Raw genomic sequence first — 20,625 nt, forward strand, 5'->3', positions numbered from 1 at the left:
GCCGGGCCGCTCCACCGTGAATCGCATCGTCCCGGGAGCATCGGATGCCATGACTGTCTTGGGCTTCGAAACCTCGTGTGACGAAACCAGCGTGGCCGTGGTGCAGGGCGGCCTGGTGCGGGCCAACGTGGTGGCCTCGCAAATTCGGTTGCACGCCGAATACGGCGGTGTCGTGCCGGAACTGGCGGCCCGGGAACACTTGCGCAACCTGATTCCCGTGGCGCAAGCGGCCCTCCGGGAGGCCGACCTGAGTCCGAAGGAGGTGGATTTGGTCGCAGCCACGCGGGGACCCGGTCTGCCGACCGCCCTTCTGATTGGATTGCGAGCCGCCCAGGCACTGGCCTTCGCCCTGAACCGGCCCTTTTACGGGGTCCACCATCACGAGGCCCATTTGTATTCGCCCTGGATCCGGGGTCGGCCGCCGCGCGCAAGCTTCGAGGACTTCGAGCCGCACGTTTCGCTGATCGTGAGCGGCGGGCACACACTCCTGGTGCACGTATGGGCCGAAGGCCGGCATCGGCTGCTGGGTTCCACCCTGGACGACGCCGCGGGCGAGTGCTTCGACAAAACCGGCAAACTGCTCGGTCTTCCCTACCCAGCGGGTCCGTGGATCGACCGGCTGGCCGAAGGGGGCAATCCGAACGCCCACGGTTTTCCCCGCCCCTTGCGCGACGATCCCGGCGACGACTTCAGCTTCAGCGGACTCAAGACGGCCGTGCGGTATTATTTGCGGGACCATCCGGAGGTGCTCACGAACGAGGCGGCCCGCCGGGACTTGTGTGCCAGTGTCCAGGCGGCCATCGTGGAGGTTTTGGTGAGCAAGACAGTCCGCGCGGCGCTGCGTCTCGGGGTCGGCCTGGTGACTGCCTCCGGCGGGGTCATTTGCAATCGGGCTCTGCGCCGCGAACTGTCCCGTGCCTGTGGCGAAGCCGGGTTGCGCCTGCTGCTGGCAGAGCCGGCGTTTTGTACCGACAACGCCGCGATGGTGGCCGTGCTGGCCGAGCACCTGCACCGACTCGGCCAGCCGCCGACCGACGAGGATGCAGAGATCCTGCCGGACTGGGATCTGGAGGCCGCTCATGCCTGAAAGGCTGCCCATCTATGAGCTGGAGTCCGACCTGATCCGGGAGCTCCGGCAACGCCGACGCCTACTGGTCGTGGCGCCGACCGGATCCGGCAAGTCCACGCAGATTCCCCAAATGCTGCTGCGGCACGGATTGCTGGGGGACGGCCAGGCCGTCATTCTGCAGCCGCGGCGACTGGCGGCGCGGCTGTTGGCCGCCCGGGTGGCCCAGGAGCTGGGCGTCAGTCTTGGTCGCGAGGTCGGGTACACGATCCGCTTCGACAACCAGAGCGGCCCGCACACGCGCATCCGCTTCGTCACCGAGGGAATCCTGCTTCGCCAAATGCTCGAACAACCGGAACTGTCCGGGATCACCGCCCTGATTTTCGACGAGTTTCACGAACGGCATCTGTATGGCGACATCACCCTGGCCCGGGCCCTCGACCTCCAGGAACAACAACGGCCCGACCTTCTGGTCTTGGTCATGTCCGCCACGCTCGACGTGACCCTGCTCCGACCCTACTTGGAACGCTGGCAACAACCGCCGCCTGCGCCCTGGCAACCCGGCTGTGCAGTCCTCGAATCCGAGGGGGGCTTGTTCCCGGTCCACGTGCGGCACCTGGACGGCTCACCCGGAAGAAACGAACCGCCTGTGTGGGAGAAAGCGGCCGACGTCTTTGCCGACTATGTGCGCCAGGGCGGCGAGGGCGATGTCCTAGTCTTCATGCCCGGGGCCTATGAAATCCAGCAGACCCTGCGCGCGCTGGAGCGGCGGCCCGAGTCCGCCGGTTTCGCCCTCCTGCCCCTGCACGGACAACTGCCGCCCTCCCAGCAAGACGCCGCCCTGCGCCCTTCCGCGCGGCGAAAAGTGGTCGTGGCCACCAACGTGGCGGAAACCTCCCTGACCATCCCCGGCATTCGCCTGGTGATCGACAGCGGCCTGGCGCGCATCCCCCGGTACGATCCCGTGCGCGGGATCAACACCCTCTGGATCGAACGCATCAGTCGCGCCTCCGCCGATCAACGGGCCGGCCGTGCCGGGCGCACCGGTCCGGGCCTCTGTATCCGCCTCTGGTCGACCGCCGACCATCTGCGCCGACCCGCTCAGGAAGAACCGGAAATCCGCCGCCTCGATCTGGCCGAGGTCGTGCTGCTCCTGAAGGCAACCGGTGTCTCGGATTTGAGCTCGTTTCGGTGGCTGGAGCCGCCCGATGCCGCCGCCCTGGCACGCGCAGAAGACCTGCTGGTCGAACTGGGCGCTCTCGAGTGGGTGGAGGCGGCACCGTCCCCTTGCGGTGCTGGGCCGTCCACTTCGGCCTCCCGCGCGGGGCATCGAATCACACGAATCACTCCGCTGGGCCGGAAAATGTTGGCCTTCCCCGTGCATCCGCGCTATGCGCGCATGCTGCTGGCCGCACAGGACCACGGCTGTGTCCGGGAGGCGTGCCTCGCGGCTGCGCTCACTCAGGGCCGCGAGCTCCTTCTGCGCGGCGCCCCTCCGGCGGTGGCCGCGGCGCGCGACGACCATCTCGGCACCCGGTTCGGCAGCGATTTTCACCGGCTGATGCGCGCCTGGGAGTATGTGCGGCAGCAGGGATACCCGTTCGAGCTCTGCGAGCGACTGGGGGTCCATCGTGGGGCCGCCCTCCAGGTGGAAGAGCTTTACGAACAGTTCCTGGAAATCGCACGCCGCGAAGGCCTCGAGATCCGATCGACCCCCGCACCGGATTCGGCCCTGGCCCGTACCCTGCTCACGGCCTTTCCCGATCACCTGGCCCGACGACTCGACCCGGGCAGCCGACGCTGCGAACTGACCGGGGGCCGGCGCGGGGTCCTGGATCCGGAGAGTGTCGTGCAAACCTCGGCATGGGTGGTGGCCGCCGAGGTCCGAGAAGTCCAGAATTCCCACGGCTCCACCGAGACGGTGCTGTCCCTGTTGGCCCCCATCGATCCCGGCTGGATCGAGCAAGCGTTTCCCGGAGACCTGCAAACAGTTTCCCGTGTTTGGTTCGACCCATCCACGCGCCGGGTCTGCGCCGAAACGCAAACCCGATTCCGGAGTGTCCTGGTGGCACAGCGCCGGATCGAACCACCGCCCCCGGAAGAGGCGGCTCGTCTCCTGGCTGAGGAACTCCTCGCCGGACGCCTGCCGCTCAAGTCGTGGGACCATGCGGTGGAACAGTGGATTACCCGATTGAACTTTTTGGCTCGCACGTGTCCGGAGCTCGGGCTCCCTCCGTTCACCGAAGAAGCCCGCCGCAGTGTGCTCGAAACCCTCTGCCACGGTGCGTTCAGCTACAAAGAGATCAAAGAGCGGGATGTCGCCCCCCTGGTGCGGTCCTGGCTGTCTCCGCAACAACAGGCCCTGCTCGAAGAGCACGCCCCCGAACGCGTGCGCCTGAGCAACGGTCGGACGCCGCGTGTCCTTTACAGCAACGACGGCCCGCCCCGGATCTCCCTCCGCATCCAGGAACTTTACGGCGTGCAGGAAGCGCCCCGGGTCGCGCTGGGCCGCGTGCCGCTGGTCGTCCAGATCCTCAGCCCCGGCATGAAACCGGTCCAGGTGACGCAGGACCTGAACAACTTTTGGCGCGAGCATTACCCGCGCCTCCGACAAGAGCTCCAACGACGCTATCCGAAACACGAATGGCGTTGAACCCCGGGTCTTCTGCGCCGATGTCTCCCTCGCGGGCCGCGCGGGCCCTCTGTCCGCACTGCGGCTTTTGCTGCAACGGGGTGTTGTTCGGCGATGTCCGGTTGCGACCGGGTGATGTCCCGGAACGGCTCGCGCAGTTGGGCCTGGGGTTGCACGGGCCACCCGGGCGGCAACGTTTCTTGCAACCCTGCTCCTGCTTCGACGGCCGTCTCTGCCGCATTTATGCCGAGCGCCCCGAACGCTGTCGCACCTTCACCTGTTCCCTGCTCCAGCGCCTGCAGCAGGGCCGGATCGACCTGACCACGGCCCGCGGCATCGTGACACAAGCGCGAGAACAATGGGCCCGGGTACTGGAAGCCCTGAGAAGCGCGGGCGATCCGGCCCCGCACCTGCCTCTCCATCGACGCGTTGCGCGTGCCCTGGCCGAACCGCTGGACCTGGCCGATCCGCGTGCGGCGGCCACCCGACGCCGACTTTTACTGGCGGTGCAGCGGCTGGCCCGAACCCTGGAGCGCCACTTTCTTGCCCCGGTCCGGAAGCCGCGTGGTTCCCAGAGCCGCCCGTGAACCCCGGTCTTGTCCCGCGGTTCGCACTGCACTGCCACGCTCCCGCATCCGCAGCGAGCGCACCTTCCTGCACCGCGCGGCGTGGCGCTCGGGAACGGGATTCCTCCGCTCCGCGGCTACCCCGTCGAGCCCCGGTCTGCCGCACCTGGTTCGGCCAGGTCCAACTCCGACCAGAGCCGGCGTTCAGCTTCAGCCCAATCCAGTCCGAGGCGATGCCGCCACACTGCCAACGCAACCACGGGAGGATGGGACTGGTCCGATTGCATGCGCGGCATCACGTATTCCAGGGCTTCGAACAACAGCCGGTTGGACGCGGCGTAATCCAGGCCGGTCAGGCGCTGCACGTAGCGGGTCGCCCGATCCACCAGCTTCAGGTTGCTGGGCACCACCCAGACCATCATGTTGCCCATGACCCGACCGAGCCGAACCATGGTTGCCGTGGAAACGGCGTTCAAAACCAGCTTCGCCGCCACGTGGGTCAGGCCGTCGAGCCACAGATCCATCGCCGGCGTCTCGATCAAGACGGGCGTCAGAAAACCGCGCGGCCAACGGTCCAAAAGACGCCCGACCTCACGCAGAACCCCCGCGTCCCCCAGACAGACCACACAGCCCGCAGCACCCGCGGCTTGCGCCGCAGCGAGCTGCCGGGCAAAAAAGCCCGTGCGGTCGCCCAACAGGCCCGCATCAGCTCCTCCCATCACCACGACTGCCGCGTCGCCCGACTGCAGCGGGCGCGTCTCCAGGCCATCCTCGCCAATCCGGTAGCGCATCAATTCGCCGTACCCGATGCGACGCACCGTCTCCAACGTTCGCGCCAGATTCTCCCGCGGCACCAATTCGCGCACCTCGTGCTCGGCCCATTCGATGCAACGGGGCCGGCGCTTGCAGACGTGTTCCCAGGCCGAGGCCGAATCGGCCCGCGGCACGAACAGGAACGCCCAGGAGTCGGCCGCGTTTCGGTCGTCGAATTTCCGAAAGGGCGGCACGCAATAAGTTGGCGACCGTTCCGTCGTGTCCGTCAGAAGATCCGTCGCCAGCGAATCGGCGTAATAATTGACCTTGCGACCCGCGGCATAGGTCCGGCTCTCGAGCCGCACCCAATCTGCGAGGGCGCGTCGCACGGGATCGGAAAGCAGCCTCTGATGCAGTTGCCGGAGCCCGCTCAGCACTCGCCGGGGCAATGCCGCCACGGCGTCTGCAGCTCCGGCGCCCGAGCCGGGCCCGCCCCCGTGACGCTGGCGCAACACGATTTCCAGGACCGTCGCCAGCACTGCCAGTTGAATGCTGGTGGCCTGCATGCGGGTGGAGCCGCTGATGGCCATGGGCCCGGTGGTCAGGTTCCATTTCCGAATGCGCGGTTCATCCAACACCGCCCGACTGCGCTCGATGCGGGCCCGCAGTTGGTCGTCCGGGTTGTTGTACACGAAGTAAACCGTCGCCCCCGCTTCCAACCCCTGCCATGCGGTGCCGATCACAAAAGGCGTCTCGCCCCCTTCGGTGATGGCGAACACCACGTCCCCGGCGCGCACGCCCAGATCGGCCAGCTGTTTGCGTCCGAAACCCGGATAATCCTCGAATCCCTCCACGGCGCGGATCAGGGCATAATCCCCGCCCGCCATCACCGCGTGCGCCCGGTCCTCCCACTCCCGAGCCCGGTCGGCGTCCACCTCTCCTGTCGCACGAACGCGCTGCCAAAAGTCGCGCCACATCGCCACCAACAGGATGCTCAACCGCCCCGTGGACCCGCAGCCGGTGAAGAAAAGCCGCCCGCCCCGCTCCAGTGCCGCTCCCACCTCGGACGCCACCTGGAGAATCCGCCCCGATTCGACCTCCTGGCGATACCGCTCCACCACCTCCCCATCCACCGTGAACAACAGCCGCAGTGCCTCTTCCAGGTCGTTCCTCGCCACCTCGCTCAAATGGGCCGTGACCGGATGACAACTCTCGGTGAGCAGATGACCCAACTGAAACTGATCGGCCACCTTCAGAAAGGCTGCCGATCGTTCCGCCGCACGGAGAACCGTCTCGTGATTCATGATTCACCAGCCCCCGCCCGGGGACTTGTCAGCGCACCTTTTCTCCCCCTGCCGAGGCGCCGCCAATGTGTCCGACCCGCCTCCCGCAGCTCAAGCGCTTGCCCGCTCGACCTGCGGGCCCGTCCCAAACGCCCTCCTCCACGCAGGGTCCGAAATGGCCCGGACCCGGCACCCCGCGCGGGCGACTTCGAAGGTTCCGTCGCGACTCTCCCTCTTCGCATTTGGGCTCCCCACACACTTGGACCGAAGCCTTTGCACCCGGGGCGCGTGAAACAGTGCCCCCGACGGCTCGACACCACCGGATTTTTGCGCCTACATTGCCCGGCGATGTCAAAGGACCGATCCAATCTGGTGATCGCGGGCCGGACGTTCCGGTCGCGGCTGATTCTGGGCACGGGCAAGTTCGCCTCGCCCGAACTGATGCGCGATGCCCTGGAGGCCAGCGGCGCCGAAATCGTCACCGTGGCCCTGCGCCGGGCGGACCTGAGCGGCCAACGCGATCCCTATGCCAACATTCTCGAGTTCATTGACCCGGAACGCTACCTGATCCTGCCCAACACCAGTGGAGCCCTGAACGCAGAGGAAGCCGTCCGACTCGCCCGCCTGGCTGCCGCGGCCGGCCTGCCCAAATGGGTCAAGCTGGAGATCCATCCCGATCCCCGGTATCTCCTGCCCGACCCCATCGAAACCCTCAAGGCCGCCGAGATTCTGGTTCGGGAAGGCTTCGTCGTGCTCCCCTACATCAATGCCGATCCCGTCCTGGCCAAGCGCCTCCAGGACATCGGAACCGCCACCGTGATGCCCCTCGGATCGCCCATCGGCTCCAACCGCGGCCTGCAAACCCGGGATCAGATCCGGATCATCATCGAACAGGCCACGGTACCCGTGGTGGTGGATGCCGGTCTGGGAGCCCCCAGCCATGCCGCCGAAGCCATGGAAATGGGCGCGGACGCCGTGCTGGTGAACACGGCCATTGCCGTGGCCCCGGATCCCTGCGGCATGGCCCGCGCCTTCAAACTGGCCGTCGAAGCCGGGCGGGCCGCTTATGAAATCGGCCTGGCCCCGGCCCAATGGGAGGCCAGTCCCACCAGCCCGCTCACCGCGTTTTTGGATTGAACCATGTCCGCTGACCCTCTCCAGCCCGGTCGGGTCCGGGTCCTCTTGCGGCGCGCACGCCAACTGCGCGTGCTGGTGGTCGGAGACGTGATGCTGGACCGCTTCATTTGGGGTCAGGTGTCCCGCATCTCGCCCGAAGCTCCCGTGCCCGTGGTGGAGTTCGAACGCGAAAGCTTCATGCCCGGGGGCGCCGCCAATGTGGCCCGCAACTGGGTGGCCCTCGGCGGTCAGGCCGAACTGTTCGGCGTGGTTGGGCCCGACGCCGAGGGCGATCAACTGCGCCAACTGCTCCGACAGCAGGGCATCGGTTGCCGCGGCCTGCTGACCTGCCCGGACCGCTTCACCAGTGTCAAAACCCGCATCGTCGCACAAAAACAGCAGGTCGTCCGCCTCGACCGCGAAAGCAACGGTCCCCTGGAGGCGCGCACCGCCCGAACCCTGATGCAACGACTGCGCCAGGCGCTGGCCCGAGCCGACGCCGTCATCGTGGCCGACTACGGCAAGGGGGTCGTCACGGACGAGTTGCTGGCCCAGCTCAAACCCCTCTGCCGCCAGCGCGGGCTGTGGCTCAGTCTCGACCCCAAACCGGTCCATGCCCTGGATCTGACCGGCCTGTCTCTGCTGACACCCAACCGGCGCGAAGCGTTCGAACTGGCCGGGCTGCGCGACACGGTGCGTGCCCCGCAGCCCTTGCAAGACCCGCCGCTGCTGCAGGTCGCTCAGCACCTGCTGCAAAGGCTTCAGCCGGCCCTCCTCCTCATCACCCTCGGGGAACTGGGCATGCTGCTCTGCCATCGCCAACAGCCGCCGCTCCACATCCCCACCGTCGCCCGCGAGGTGTTCGACGTCTCCGGCGCCGGCGACACCGTCATTGCCACTTTCACCCTGGCCATCGCCGCGGGCGCCAGTCCGGCCGAGGCGGCAAGCCTGGCCAACCATGCGGCGGGCATTGTCGTGGGCAAGTTCGGCACCGCCACCGCCTCCCCACAGGAACTCCTGGCCAGTTACACGGCCCGCGGCGTCTGAGCCCGAGATTCCGTCTATGGCCAAGATCTCTCCCGAAACCATCCGCTCCATGAAGTCGCGGGGCGAAATCATTGCCGCGCTCACCACGTACGATTACCCCATGACCCGGTTGCTGGATGAGGCCGGGATTCCGCTGCTCCTGGTGGGTGACTCGCTCGGCATGGTGCTGCTGGGGTATCCGGACACCACCCATGTCACGCTCGAAGACATGGAACACCACGTCCGGGCCGCGGCGCGCGCCCGTCCTCGTGCCCTCCTGGCCGCCGACCTGCCCGCCCACTCCTATGACACCCCCGAACAGGCCGTCGCCAGCGCCCGACGCCTCGTCGCCGCGGGCGCCGAAGCGGTCAAAGCCGAGGGCGGCCGGAACATCCTGCCCCAGGTCCGCGCCATCGTCGAAGCCGGCATCCCTTACCTCGGTCACCTCGGCATGCTGCCCCAATCCGTCCACCAAGAAGGCGGGTACCACGTCAAGGGTCGGACCGAGGAAGAACGCCTCCGACTGCTGGCCGATGCCGAAGCGCTGGCCCGGGCCGGCGCCTTCGCGGTTGTCTTGGAACTGGTGACACCGCCGGTGGCGGCGGAAATCACTCGCCTGCTCCCCATCCCGACCATCGGCATCGGCTCCGGGCCGCACTGCGACGGCCAGATTCTCGTCACCCATGACCTGCTCGGGTTGCTGCCCTGGGTTCGCCTGCGGCACGCCCGTCCCATGGTCGAGCTCGGACAGACCATCATCGAAACCGCCCGCCGCTGGCATCAAGAGATCCAAACCTTCAGGCATCCCCCACACGCCTCGTCCGCATCATGAGCCCCCGGTGGTTGGCAACGGGGTGGATGGCCCTGACCACGGCATGGCTGACACTTCTCGGCGCAGGATGTGCCCATCCCCTGTCCCAACCGGCGTCTCCCACCCCGCAGGCCGGTTCACCTCCGCCGAACCTGCCACCGTTGAGCGAGCCCGTCGTCTGGATCCTCGGCCCGGTCCGATGGCCCGTCCTGGATTGGCACCGGAACCTCACGCTGGCCCGGGCCCTCTTGGCCGCGGAGTACATCCCGGAAAAAGAGCCGCGCATGATCCTCCTCCATCGCGGCACCATCACCATCCCCATCGACCCCGCCCGATTGCTCGAAGGCGAAGACTGGGCCCTGCTGCCCGGCGACCGCATCGAGATTCAACCCTGAAACACCGTTCCCCTTCGAAGCGGACCCGGGCGGGCATGCCCACCCATCTCACCGCCCGCGTGTCCGGCTACTCCATCCGCAGCAAACGCTCCAGCAGTTCCGGCGACACCCGCAGTACGGTCCCATGTTTGTGCCCCGCGGGAAATCGCATTTCCGCGGAGCAGTCCTCCCAATGCCGCAGATCCCGGGATCGCAACGCGCCGTAGTACCGACGGCGGGAATATCGGTCGTAATAAACCAGGAACTCGTCCCCGATCCGGATGGCCGAGGGCCCTTCCGCCCAGTCGATCGAGATCGGTTCGGACACCGGACCGAACGGTCCCTGGGGATCCAACGCGAAGGCGTAACGAAGCCTTTTTTGGAGCGGCCGCAGCCGTTCATCCTTGAACACCAGCAAATAGCCGCCCGGCACCTCGAGCAATGTGGCGTCGATCACATTGAAACCGGGATCGAAGAACAAACGCGTCGGGGTGAAATGGACGAAGTCCCGTGTGGTCGTGGCATAGATGCGGTGGTTGTAGCCGTCGTCGCCCGTGTCGTCCGTCTCGGGAAACCGTCCCGGGATTGTGCTGGACCAGAACACAATCCATTCCCCGCGCCGGCGGTCGTAAAACAGCTCCGGAGCCCAGAGATTGCGCACCTGCGGTTCGTGCGCCATCAAACGCAGCGCCCGCTGCGGTGACCAGTGGACGAGATCCCGCGACCAGGCATACCCGATCTCCGCCCCGCGGTCGGCCGTCCACGCTGTCGTCCAGACCAGATGAAAGGTCCCGTCCGGGCCCTGGGCCAGACACGGATCGCGCATGAGCCGATAGCCGCCCACCTCGGGCCGCAAAAACGGTCGGTCTTGCCGCAGCACCGCCCAGTGATAGCCGTTGGTGCTCCAAAGCAGGTGCAGTCCGCTCTCCCCGTTGTTTCGGAAGGACGTAAAGAGAAATGCCTCCGCCGCGTGCAGTCGCCCCTGCAGCAGGAGCGCACTCACCAGCCCGCTGAGAACCACGCATTGCACCCGGTGCCTCGAGCTCATCGTCTCCCTCGGCCCGCATCTCAAACCGTCACCACCTCCGGGTCAAGGCCATTCGCAACCCCTCGCCCCTCGGGCGCCGCAAGCCACTGCCTCCGTGTCTCCGCCATGTCACGGGCACCACACGCCTGCGGAGGCCGCCGTTTCTGGCCGCATATCCCCATCGCATCTGTGTCCCACCCCGGGTGGACGGGTTCCGTTGCTCTTCTCCACTTCGGCGCCGGGCACGAGCGGCACGCGGTTCCTCTCGGAACGGTCGGAACCTCGGTTCCCGACTTCCGATTTGTCGACACCGCGTCACCCGGCCTCGGCGCCTGCCGGTGGCCCAAACCGCATCCGCCGGCTGCGCAGGTCACACCCGGGGCACCCCATGCAGGTTGACAACGTCTCCCGTGTGGTCGAACTTGGCCTGGAAAACGCTCGTGCACCTGCCTGCATCCATGCGCCTGCTGCTGATCAATCCGCGCTTCCCGGAAAGCTTCTGGAGTTTCCGATGGGCCCTTGAAAACGTCGTGCCCGGTCACAAGACCGTCAACCCACCCCTGGGCCTGGCCACCATCGCCGCACTTTCTCCCCCCGGCTGGGAGGTTCGGATCGTGGACGAAAACATCGAGTCGGTCCCCCTGCATCCCAACGCGGACGTCGTGGGCATCTGCGGCATGGGCGTGCAATTCCGACGTCAGAAAGAATTGCTCGCTTATTACCGCAGCCGGGGTTGCTACACCGTGGCCGGTGGCAGTTACGCCTCCCTGTGCCCGGAGCTCTACCAGGACCTCGCCCACACGGTCATCAGCGGAGAAGCCGAGTACATCTGGCCCCGCTTTTGCCGGGACTTCGAAGCGGGCCGACCCGCCCCCGTTTACCAGGAAACCGGCGTGGTGTCCCTGGCGGATTCCCCGGTGCCACGCTTCGATCTGCTCCAGGTCGATCGCTACCAGGCCATGACGGTCCAGTTCTCGCGCGGGTGCCCTTTCCTCTGCGAATTCTGCGACATCATCGTGATGTTTGGCCGCAAGCCGCGCACCAAGTCGGTCGAACAGATCCGGCGCGAACTGGAGGCCCTGCGAACCCTGGGTGCGCGCAATGTCTTCTTCGTGGACGACAATCTCGTCGGGGACAAACGTCAGGCCCGCGAATTGCTGCGCTTCCTGGGCGCCTACCAGCGTGAACACGCGTATCCTTTCCGGTTTGGCACCGAAGCCTCGTTGAACCTGGCTCACGATGCCGAGCTGCTGGATCTCTTTCGCCGGGCAGGAATGAGCTGGGTGTTCGTGGGAATCGAGTCCCCCGACGAAGCAAGTCTTCGGGAAACCCGCAAGCTGCAGAACACCGGGCACGACCTGCTTGCGTCCGTGCGCACGCTGTACCGACACGGCCTGGAGGTGTACGCGGGCTTCATTGTCGGCTTCGACCACGACACCGTGGACACCTTTGAACGCCAGTACGAGTTCATCCAGGCCTCGGGAACCCAGGCCGCCATGGTGGGACTGCTGACCGCGGCCCCGCGCACGCCGCTCCATCAGCGCCTCCAACGGGAAGGCAGACTGCGCAACGAGTTCCACGCCGTCGACAACACGCGTCCGGACACCAATGTCCTGCCCAGGCAGATGTCCTACGAAACGCTGGTGACCGGCTACCGGCGCCTTTACCGGCAGTTGACCACGGATGCGGCCATTGCGGGCCGCCTCCGTCAAAAGCTGCGTTACTTCCGCGACCCGGCCCCGGGGCCCCGACGCAGCCTCCGGGAATCCAGCTCCATTCTGCACCGGTTCCTTCGCCACGGCCTGCTCCCCGGCGGGCCCCGACGCCTGTGGCATTTTCTTCGGTCGTTGCCCTGGTTGCGACCGCATCTCATGGCCGCCGCTGTGGAAGACTGGATCGTGGGGCTGTCCATGCAGGATTATGTCCGCAGGCACATCGCCTCTGCGGAACAGTCCAACCCTCTACCTCTTACCGTCTTGTTGCGACGCGTGGAAGCCGCCCTCCATCATTTCCGACAGAAAGGCAGCCTTCGCGTGGCCCTCGTGGAAGAGCCCGCCGCCCGACTCATCCTGTCCATCCGCACCCACCACGCAGAAGACGCAGCCCTCTTCCGGAGGATCCGGGGCCCTCTGGAAGGATGGCTCCGGCGGTCGCGAGCCGGGTTGACCCTTTACCTGGAGGAGTTACACACTCTCCACACCGGCGAGCTCGATCGATTGCTCCAACGCCTGGCCCGCTACGGAGATCGCATCCGGATCGTCGTCCACGAGCATCTTCGCGAGCGCGTCCACGTGGATTCGTCTCGCTTCGAGCTGGCGCTCGTGCCTGCCCAAGGGTGAAGAACCTTTCGCCGACCTCCCGGACACGATTCGCATCCGCGGGATGCGAGGAGGACCTCGAGGGTAGCCTTTGGGCTGCGGAATCCACCAGCCCTCACCCGACCGATTGCCTCCCCGGTGCCATGGGCCCTCGCACGTCTTGCGCCCGCCGACCACGCACCCGAAGATGCCGTCGCCCCGGACCACCCGCCGATGAAACGCCGGTTGCTTTGGAACTCAGCCGGGCCACACTGGGGAGTTGCGCGGGTGCTTTTGGCCCTGCGCAGGCAACTTTTGGAAAGAACGTCTCTTTCTTTATCAAGCATCTGAGCCCTGGTTCTGCGCGCTTCGAGACAAAGCCACTGTCAAATCTCACGCTGGCAGTGGAGCTCTGGAACCGGGCTGGCCGACCCTGATCACTGATCCTTCGGCGCGAAAGCCATCGAGTCGACAATCCCGGCCGCAAGACGTCCTTACAAGGGACCGCAAACCCAAGAAAGCAGCCGCCGACGGAAGTCGGCGGATATCGCCGGGGTCCTCCGACCTGCCGCCACCCTGCCCTGAAGTCGGCAGCGGCCGGCGGAAATCGGCGGAATCTCCACCGGCGGAACATCCGCCGGATTGCCGTGGCGGTTTCCGAATGGCCGCACGGAATCAGCGGGGTTGGCGGCGTCAGGGACAAACGCTCCGGCAGCAGCCAAGAGTGCCCCGCTCGGCGGTGTCAAGGAGCCAAACTGCGCACGGGCGCAAGCCTGTTTCGATCCCACTCCATCCACCCGGCGCACCGGCCCGGGAAAAAGCCTCCCTACAACCGCCCACTAATCCGGATTTCCCTTCAACATCTCCTTGACGCGGTAATAGCCCTGGCGCTGCGCCGCTGGAATGGCCACTTCGAACACCACTTCCGGCTCGCTGGCCAAAACCGGCTCGCCCACCGGAATCCACGGTGCATCCGGATCGAGACTCTCGCGATACTCCAACTGGTAACTTTCACCCGGCTCGACCGACGCGCGCAGGATCAGCCGCAGCGGACTGGGATTCACCACGGGCGGCCACCATTTGATGTTCTTGCGATTGCCAAACAGCAGGTTCACCGTCTGTCCCGGGGCCACCGTGACATTCGAATATGTCCCCGAAGCCGGGCTGGTCGGCGTCCAGGGCACCCACGGGCCGATCGGCGGGGGGAGAACCTCGGACACATGATACACGGCCGGGGCTGGAACGGTTACGCAAACAAAATTCGTGGAAGTAATCACCACCTGGTTCGTGTTCCCCAGGGGGTCCTTGATCAGAATGGTCCAGCCCGGCAGCACCGGTTCACCCGGATCGTGCACGCCATTCAGGTTCCAGTCATGATACTTGAGCACGCAGATCCGGGCGGGACCCGACGTAAGCGCGTTCCCGAAATACAGGTTCGTCAACTGCCCGGGCGAAACCGCGATCGTTAGGTTCGTCGCGGTTGTGTTGGTCCAACCCGATTGTGCGATTTCCGTGATGGTGTACACCCCGGGTGCGCTCACCCCCATGCAGATGGCGCCCCCCGCCAGGGTCGTCACCACATTGGTACCGGTGCTCAGGGGAGCGGGGTTCACGACGAACTGCCAGCCGGCCAAACCCGGCTCGTTCGGATCCTGAACCCCGTCGCCGTCGTAATCATGGAACTTGAAGATGCAAAGCTCGGCCATTCCGGTGGGCGTCTGCATGTTCCCGAACACCACGTTGGTCGCCTGGCCCGGTGCGGTGGTAATGGTTTGTGTGCCGGGCGTTGTGTTCGTCCAGCCGCTTTGGATCATCTCGGCGATGCTGTAGGTGAACGGCGCCAATACGGGGATGCACACCAGTCCGCCCGGACCGGTGGTTACCACGTTGGTTCCAAGGCCCGGCGGGGCCGGATTCAACAGGAACGACCACCCGGCCAGGCCCGGCTCGTTGGGATCCTGGATGCCGTCGCCGTCGTAGTCGTGAAACTTGGCAATACAGAGCTCGGCCACGCCCGTGGGCGGCGCGCACTTGCGCAACCCGGCCAACTCGGACGTGTAAATCGTCTGCAGCTCGGACTGGGACAGGGCGCGGTTGAACATCTCCACCTCGTCCATGCCCACGCGGATGGCCCGCACGGTGCCAGCCGGCGAAGCCACGTCGCTGCGCGCCAACCAGAACGGAGCCGTGTTGGTCGTCAGGTAATTCGCGACCGTCACCGCCGCGCTGTTGGTGCAATTCCCCACCATGTCGCATGCGCCCAGCACGACTGCGCCTCCGGGAGCCACCCGGACCACGATGAAACGCCAATCCGACGGCTGCATGGACACAGAGAAGGAGGGACCGGTCACCAGAGTTCCGTTCAGATTCAGGCGCAGGCCGAACGTCCCCGAACCCAGATTGTCCAGCCACACCGCGTACCCGTTGGTCGAGGCGGCGTCGAACTTCTCCACCAGCGGCTGCGGTCCGCCCGTGCCGAGGGTCGGCCACACCCAGAGCACGATGGTCGCACCATTGGTGCCGATGTTCAGATTCGCGTGGTGCGGCACCTCCACAAAGGTGTCCGAGTAGAAAAACGCACCGCGCGGCGGAGTGGTGCTCGGGTCCACCACCACCGGCAACAGGGTTCCCCCGAACACGCCCGGATCGGGTAATTGCCACAAAGTCGGGATGCCGACCGGAATGGTGACGTTGGCACTGTTTCTGGGAGTTCCATTGAGCCCCCCTATCCACTCCTGCACGACCGTCTGGTTGATGGCATCGTCCAACGGCCACCAAGCCACCAGGCCGGGCGGAGGTTGGAAGCAACCCATGTTGCCAAAGACCAGGTTCGTTGTTTGACCCGGCTGCAAGGTGACGGTCTGGCTCAAGGGCGTGGTGTTGGTCCAGCCGGGCTGAAGAGTCTCCGTCACGGTATAACTGCCCGCGGGAAGCGTCAGGCAGCCGGGCACGGTCCCCGGGGGCGTGCTGGTGACGACACCCACCACGTTGCTGGCCGCATCGGTCACCACGAACTGCCAGCCCGACAGCGGGGGCTCGTTCGGATCCCACGTCCCGTTGGCGTTCAGATCCAAAAACTTGTCCACGCAGATCTGCGCGTCCGGCTTCGGAGTCGGTCGGCACTTGCCCGCGCTGTCCGAAGCGTACAAGGCCAGGACCTCCTGCGACGACAGCACCCGATCGAACAGCTCCAGCTCATCGATGGCGATCTCGCATCGGCCCCCCGGCAGGCGAGTCTCGCCAATCAACATCGGCAGCGTGTTTGCCGCGCTCCCCGCAGGCACGGTAAACGTCCCCGCCGCCGTGCCGTTGATATAAAAGACGCCCTGCCCGCTGGTCGCATCCACGGTTACCGCCACGTGAACCCACGGCCCCACATTGGCCGGGGGATTGGCCGAGGCCGGCAACGTACCCGTACTGGTAAAGACCAGGTTGTTCCATTGTAACTTGAGAACGCCGGTCGCCGGGGCCGGCTGATCGACAAAGAATGCGATGCCGGTTTGCGTCGCCGGATCCCACTTATCCACAATGGGCGCCCAGACTCCACCCGGAGGCTGGCCATGGCCACAGTCCACGACCCGAATCCAAGCATCGATGGAGAAATCCCCGGCAAAGGCCAGGTCCGGACTGTGCGGCACTTGTATGTGAGGCCCGAAGAAGTACAGCGCGCCGCTGCCCACCTTGCCCGGAACCGGCGTGGGGCCGCTCCCCCCGATGGGCCCCGGCTGGGTCGTACCCGTGTCGTTCACGGTCGAAAAGGGCGCCGGTGCGATGTCCTGCACCGCAGTCGCCCCTGCCGGCTCGTCCAACGGATACCATGCCACCAAACCCACCGGAGGCACCAGACAGCCCACATTGCCGAACACCAGGTTCGTGGTCTGGCCCGGTTGCAAGCTGACCGTCTGGCTCAGGGGTGTCGTGTTGGTCCAACCCGGTAACAGGGTTTCCGTGATCACATACGTGCCCGGGGGCAACGTCAGGCAGCCCGGCACCGTGCCCGACAGGGTGCTCGTGACCACGCCCACCACGTTGCTGGCCGCATCGGTCACCACGAACTGCCAGCCCGGCAACGACGGCTCGTTCGGATCCGGTGTCCCGTCCGCATCCAGATCATGAAACTTGCGAACGCAGAGCTGCCCGCTGCCCGGTGCAGGGGTGCATTTGCGCAAGCCTGTCACCTCGGCGGCATAAATCGTCTGCACCTCTGCCTGGGACAGGGCCCGGCCGAAAAGTTCCACCTCGTCCATGCCGAGGCGGATCGCTCGCAGATCCATCCCGGTCGGTGAGGCCACCACACTGCGCCCGAGCCAGAGCGGCGCAGTGTTGGCCGTCAGGAAGTTCGGCACTGTCACCGCCGAGATGTTGGTACAATTGCCGGCCATGTCACACGCTCCCAGGGTCACCGCTCCGCCGGGAGTTACTCGCGCCACGACAAACCACCAATCCGAGGGGGTCATGGACGTGGAGATGGTAGGCCCGGTCACCACCGTGCCGTTGAGGTTCATCCGCACCACAAAACTCGTCGGACCCAACGGATCGAGGTACACCGAATAACCGTCCGTAGTGGTCAGGTCGTATTTCTCGACCAACGGCTGGGGATCGCCACTGCCCAGGCTGGGCCAAACCCAGAGCACGATCGTCAACCCGTTGGTGCCGATGTTCAGGTTTGCGTGATGGGGCACCTCCACGTAGGTGTCCGAATAGAAAAACGCACCGCGTGGGGGACTGGTCGCGGGATCCACCACCACGGGTAACAGCGTTCCATTGAACACCGCCGGGTCCGGCAACTGCCACAGCGTGGGGATGCCCACCGGAATGGTGTTGTTGTTACTGTCCCGTGGCGTGCCGTGGTGTGTACTGAAGTTGTCGAGCACCACCGTCTGGTTCGTAGCATCGTCCAAGGGCCACCAGGCCACCAGGCCGGGCGGCACTTGAAAGCACGAGATCGGCTGCGTCCACCCGGCCAGAGGCAACAGGCCGACGAGACACAGACCGAGGATACGGGTGGTTCGGGAGGGATTTCGGAACTCTGGGACCGCAGGAACGAAACCAGGCGTCCCCCGAGTGCAGAAGTGCGGTTGATTTGACATATAAATCGTCATGGGACTCATGCCACCGGATTTGCGGAGTGTCAAGGGCGGAAGTGCGTGGGCTGCGGAACATCCAAGCCGTCGCCTGCGCGAGAATCAGAGGCTACGGCAGGATCGTACCGCTCCCCGGGTGGTGGCAAACCGCCGGATCGCGACTCAACCAGCCCCGCCCCCCTCGGCTGAAACGTTCCCTTGCGCACATCCGATCCGCGGGTGCATGCCTCGAGGACGACACACGGGCCCTCGTCGTTTTCCTCCGAGTGCGCCCGCGGAACCCGTACCAGGCAGGATTTGCCTCCTGCACACGATGGCGTGAGGGCCGCGGCAAGCGGGCAGGCCTGGGTCTCGTGGAAAATCGTGCCCCTGTTAGAGAGGCGATCCCCACCAATCCCCCGGGCTCCGGGATGTGGAACTGCCGCACCGGGGAAAAGTGGTGAAGCGCGGCCCCTGCACCCTGCAGCCTCTTGCGACCATCCATTCAGGATTCACCCGTCCGTGTCGCCGGGGCTTTCGGCTTGGCGAGCGGGAGCGCTCTCGCGAAAGATTTCAGGCACACGGGGGTGACGCCCCGGTTCACAGCCCCGCTCGCAGGGATTGCCCAGCGGGACGCGGGCCGGGCGTGGGCCTGCGTACGCCCCAAACGACAACTGCATGAACTGGATTTGAGACGATGTCCTGGCTGGAACGCGCCCAACGCCGTGATGCGGCTCTCTGGGCCCCTGCGTTGCTCGCGGTCGGGTGGATGGCCTTCCGGCTGCTCGAAGGCCTGGGCCTGGTTTGGTCGCTCAATCCGCAGTACGCCTACGGTTGGGCGGTGCCCGTGCTTTGCGGGTATCTGGCCTGGCAACGATGGGAGCGAGCCCGCTCGGAGACAAGCAGCTCGGTATCCCCTCCGGGCCCGTCGCTCGTCGTTGTGGCCCGACCCGGAACCGGCCCGGCGGCTTCCGAGGGTTCGACTTCATGGCCGACTGTCGCGAGTGGCCTGTGTGCCGGTGGCCTGGCCCTTCTTTATGCTGCGGCGCGACTGCTTCAAGAGGCCAATCCGTGGTGGTCGCTGGTGCATTGGATGCTCTCCTTGGCCTTCGTGGGCACGGTGCTTTGGTTTCTCTCGGGCGCCGGTCACCTACTCCGCGTCCGCCGCGGTCCGGGTTCGCGCATACTGGATTGGCGCCAGTTCGTCTTCCCGGTGGCGTTTCTGCTGGTGGCCGTGCCCTGGCCCTACACGATCACCGAGCCGGTGATCCAGGCGCTGGCCCGCTGGAACACCACCTTCACCATCGAAGTGTTGGCGTGGGTGGGCATTCCCGCCGTTCAACATGGCAATGTCATCGAGCTGGCCACCGGAAAGGTGGGTGTGGACGAGGCCTGCAGCGGGATTCGCTCGCTCCAGGGAACGTTGATGCTGTCGCTGTTTTTTGGCGAGTTCTATCTCCTGAGCGTGGCGCGGCGGTGCGCGCTTGTCGGCATCGGGCTGGGCCTGGCCCTGACAGGCAATCTGGAGCGGACGCTAACTCTCACGATGGTCGCGGCACGCCGGGGCGAGGAAGCCATCGCGGCCTGGCACGATCCGGCGGGGGTTTCGATTCTGCTGTTTTGTTGTGCCGGGGTGTGGTGGGCAGCCCATGCCTTGCATCGTTCCACAAGGCCCCCGCCATCGCCGCCGCGTGCTCCGGTTACGGCGACGCAAGCATCTTCTGCGGCTCCGTCGGATCCACAAACCCAACCCGACCCCGTGGGGGTGGGGCCCGCAGCAACACGCTTCACTCAACGCTTTGGCCGTGCCGGCATGGCTTGGTTGCTCTGGGTGATCCTCGTCGACGCAGGAGTCGCGGGGTGGTACCGGTGGACCGAGCGTGACCTGACCCCTGGGCCGGATTGGGAACTCCACTGGCCCAGCGATGCTCCGGCCCTCCAAGAAGTAGCCATGGCGAAAGCCGCCCGGGAGCTCCTGCAGTACGACGAGGCACGTCAGGTGCGTTGGAACCATGTCGACGGCACCTCCTGGCAGATCCTGTTTCTGCGATGGGCGCCGGGCCGGGCGGCCGGTTACCTGGCCAAGAGCCACAGTCCGCTGGTGTGCATGCCCGCTGCAGGTTATCCGGTGGAATCTGTCTCGCCCGTGCGTCTGTTGCCGGTGGAAGGGTTGCAGCTTCCCTATCGGCTCTATCGCTTTGGAACCGAGGCCGGTCCGGTGCACGTGCTGTATTCGCGTTGGGACGAAGGGGCTGCCCGGCAAAGTTTCAGCCACGAAACGGCCGGACCGTGGAGCCGATTGAGCAGCGTGTGGATGGGCCGGGGTAGCCGTGGTCAGAGGGTGCTGGTGGTGGCCGTGTGGGGCATCCGCGAGCTCGAAACCGCCGAGGCAAGGTTGCGCGAGGAATTGGCGGGCCGCCTCCGGGTGAAACTTCGGCCGTCAGGGAACAGCACGTCTGCAACGGGGCGGCTCGGGGACGGTGCGTTGGATTGACATACGAGAAAAGGTCGTCGAGGCTCGATCGAGTCAGGTGAACAACGCTGCACATTCGAGAAAGACGTGGTAGAACAGAACCAAAGGGATACCCCGATCGCCGGGCATTACCGCCGT

The 20,625-nt window shown here is 65.9% G+C and carries 12 protein-coding genes; 9 read left to right on the forward strand and 3 right to left on the reverse strand.

Annotated features, from left to right (window positions below; genetic code table 11):
* Positions 1 to 49 precede the first annotated feature (49 nt).
* The 3 genes from tsaD to ACPDIT_RS01820 are packed head-to-tail and all read left to right on the forward strand — an operon-like array spanning position 50 to position 4,285.
* Positions 50 to 1,087, forward strand: coding sequence for a tRNA (adenosine(37)-N6)-threonylcarbamoyltransferase complex transferase subunit TsaD (gene tsaD / locus ACPDIT_RS01810; protein ID WP_423441015.1), 1,038 nt, complete (start codon positions 50 to 52; stop codon positions 1,085 to 1,087).
* Positions 1,080 to 3,719, forward strand: coding sequence for an ATP-dependent helicase HrpB (gene hrpB / locus ACPDIT_RS01815; protein WP_423441016.1), 2,640 nt, complete (start codon positions 1,080 to 1,082; stop codon positions 3,717 to 3,719). Before tsaD ends, hrpB begins: the two co-directional genes overlap by 8 nt.
* Positions 3,720 to 3,739: 20 nt before the next feature.
* Positions 3,740 to 4,285, forward strand: a complete 546-nt coding sequence (locus ACPDIT_RS01820) for a YkgJ family cysteine cluster protein (protein WP_423441018.1) — start codon at positions 3,740 to 3,742, stop codon at positions 4,283 to 4,285.
* Between the two features lie 116 nt (positions 4,286 to 4,401).
* On the opposite strand, the gene ACPDIT_RS01825 is transcribed toward ACPDIT_RS01820, so the two are convergent.
* Positions 4,402 to 6,321: a hypothetical protein gene (locus tag ACPDIT_RS01825; RefSeq protein ID WP_423441019.1), complete on the reverse strand. Its 1,920-nt coding sequence runs from the start codon at positions 6,319 to 6,321 to the stop codon at positions 4,402 to 4,404.
* A gap of 327 nt (positions 6,322 to 6,648) precedes the next feature.
* Between ACPDIT_RS01825 and ACPDIT_RS01830 the strand changes: the two genes are divergently transcribed.
* The 4 genes from ACPDIT_RS01830 to ACPDIT_RS01845 are packed head-to-tail and all read left to right on the forward strand — an operon-like array spanning position 6,649 to position 9,648.
* Complete coding sequence (locus ACPDIT_RS01830) at positions 6,649 to 7,437, forward strand: thiazole synthase (protein ID WP_423441021.1); 789 nt, start codon at positions 6,649 to 6,651, stop codon at positions 7,435 to 7,437.
* Positions 7,438 to 7,440: 3 nt separating this feature from the next.
* Entirely contained in the window at positions 7,441 to 8,463 is a 1,023-nt protein-coding gene (gene rfaE1, locus ACPDIT_RS01835) for a D-glycero-beta-D-manno-heptose-7-phosphate kinase (protein ID WP_423441023.1), read from the forward strand.
* 16 nt (positions 8,464 to 8,479) lie between these two features.
* Positions 8,480 to 9,274, forward strand: coding sequence for a 3-methyl-2-oxobutanoate hydroxymethyltransferase (gene panB, locus ACPDIT_RS01840; protein WP_423441025.1), 795 nt, complete (start codon positions 8,480 to 8,482; stop codon positions 9,272 to 9,274).
* Between the two features lie 26 nt (positions 9,275 to 9,300).
* Complete coding sequence (locus ACPDIT_RS01845; RefSeq protein WP_423441027.1) at positions 9,301 to 9,648, forward strand: hypothetical protein; 348 nt, start codon at positions 9,301 to 9,303, stop codon at positions 9,646 to 9,648.
* A 67-nt stretch (positions 9,649 to 9,715) separates the two neighbouring features.
* Here ACPDIT_RS01845 and ACPDIT_RS01850 read toward each other — a convergent pair whose 3' ends face one another.
* Positions 9,716 to 10,675 carry a glycoside hydrolase family 43 protein gene (locus ACPDIT_RS01850; RefSeq protein ID WP_423441029.1) on the reverse strand — a complete coding sequence of 320 codons (960 nt, stop codon included), beginning with the start codon at positions 10,673 to 10,675 and terminating at the stop codon, positions 9,716 to 9,718.
* Positions 10,676 to 11,112: 437 nt separating this feature from the next.
* On the opposite strand from ACPDIT_RS01850, the gene ACPDIT_RS01855 reads away from it, so the two are divergent.
* Positions 11,113 to 12,993 carry a radical SAM protein gene (locus ACPDIT_RS01855; RefSeq protein ID WP_423441030.1) on the forward strand — a complete coding sequence of 627 codons (1,881 nt, stop codon included), beginning with the start codon at positions 11,113 to 11,115 and terminating at the stop codon, positions 12,991 to 12,993.
* Positions 12,994 to 13,790: 797 nt separating this feature from the next.
* Here ACPDIT_RS01855 and ACPDIT_RS01860 read toward each other — a convergent pair.
* Positions 13,791 to 17,924: a LamG-like jellyroll fold domain-containing protein gene (locus ACPDIT_RS01860; protein ID WP_423441031.1), complete on the reverse strand. Its 4,134-nt coding sequence runs from the start codon at positions 17,922 to 17,924 to the stop codon at positions 13,791 to 13,793.
* 787 nt (positions 17,925 to 18,711) lie between these two features.
* On the opposite strand from ACPDIT_RS01860, the gene ACPDIT_RS01865 reads away from it, so the two are divergent.
* A complete protein-coding gene (locus ACPDIT_RS01865) occupies positions 18,712 to 20,508 on the forward strand; it encodes an exosortase/archaeosortase family protein (RefSeq protein WP_423441032.1) in 1,797 nt (598 codons plus the stop codon).
* Positions 20,509 to 20,625 lie beyond the last annotated feature (117 nt).

Origin of the sequence: Limisphaera sp. VF-2 (assembly GCF_049537125.1) — a bacterium.
GTDB lineage: Bacteria > Verrucomicrobiota > Verrucomicrobiia > Limisphaerales > Limisphaeraceae > Limisphaera.

Bases quoted from the DNA above. Each gene is read 5' to 3' on its own strand.
- tsaD (WP_423441015.1), top strand. From the start codon at position 50: ATGACTGTCTTGGGCTTCGAAACCTCGTGTGACGAAACCAGCGTGGCC.
- hrpB (WP_423441016.1), top strand. From the start codon at position 1,080: ATGCCTGAAAGGCTGCCCATCTATGAGCTGGAGTCCGACCTGATCCGG.
- ACPDIT_RS01820 (WP_423441018.1), top strand. From the start codon at position 3,740: ATGTCTCCCTCGCGGGCCGCGCGGGCCCTCTGTCCGCACTGCGGCTTT.
- ACPDIT_RS01825 (WP_423441019.1), bottom strand. From the start codon at position 6,321: ATGAATCACGAGACGGTTCTCCGTGCGGCGGAACGATCGGCAGCCTTT.
- ACPDIT_RS01830 (WP_423441021.1), top strand. From the start codon at position 6,649: ATGTCAAAGGACCGATCCAATCTGGTGATCGCGGGCCGGACGTTCCGG.
- rfaE1 (WP_423441023.1), top strand. From the start codon at position 7,441: ATGTCCGCTGACCCTCTCCAGCCCGGTCGGGTCCGGGTCCTCTTGCGG.
- panB (WP_423441025.1), top strand. From the start codon at position 8,480: ATGGCCAAGATCTCTCCCGAAACCATCCGCTCCATGAAGTCGCGGGGC.
- ACPDIT_RS01845 (WP_423441027.1), top strand. From the start codon at position 9,301: ATGGCCCTGACCACGGCATGGCTGACACTTCTCGGCGCAGGATGTGCC.
- ACPDIT_RS01850 (WP_423441029.1), bottom strand. From the start codon at position 10,675: ATGAGCTCGAGGCACCGGGTGCAATGCGTGGTTCTCAGCGGGCTGGTG.
- ACPDIT_RS01855 (WP_423441030.1), top strand. From the start codon at position 11,113: ATGCGCCTGCTGCTGATCAATCCGCGCTTCCCGGAAAGCTTCTGGAGT.
- ACPDIT_RS01865 (WP_423441032.1), top strand. From the start codon at position 18,712: ATGTCCTGGCTGGAACGCGCCCAACGCCGTGATGCGGCTCTCTGGGCC.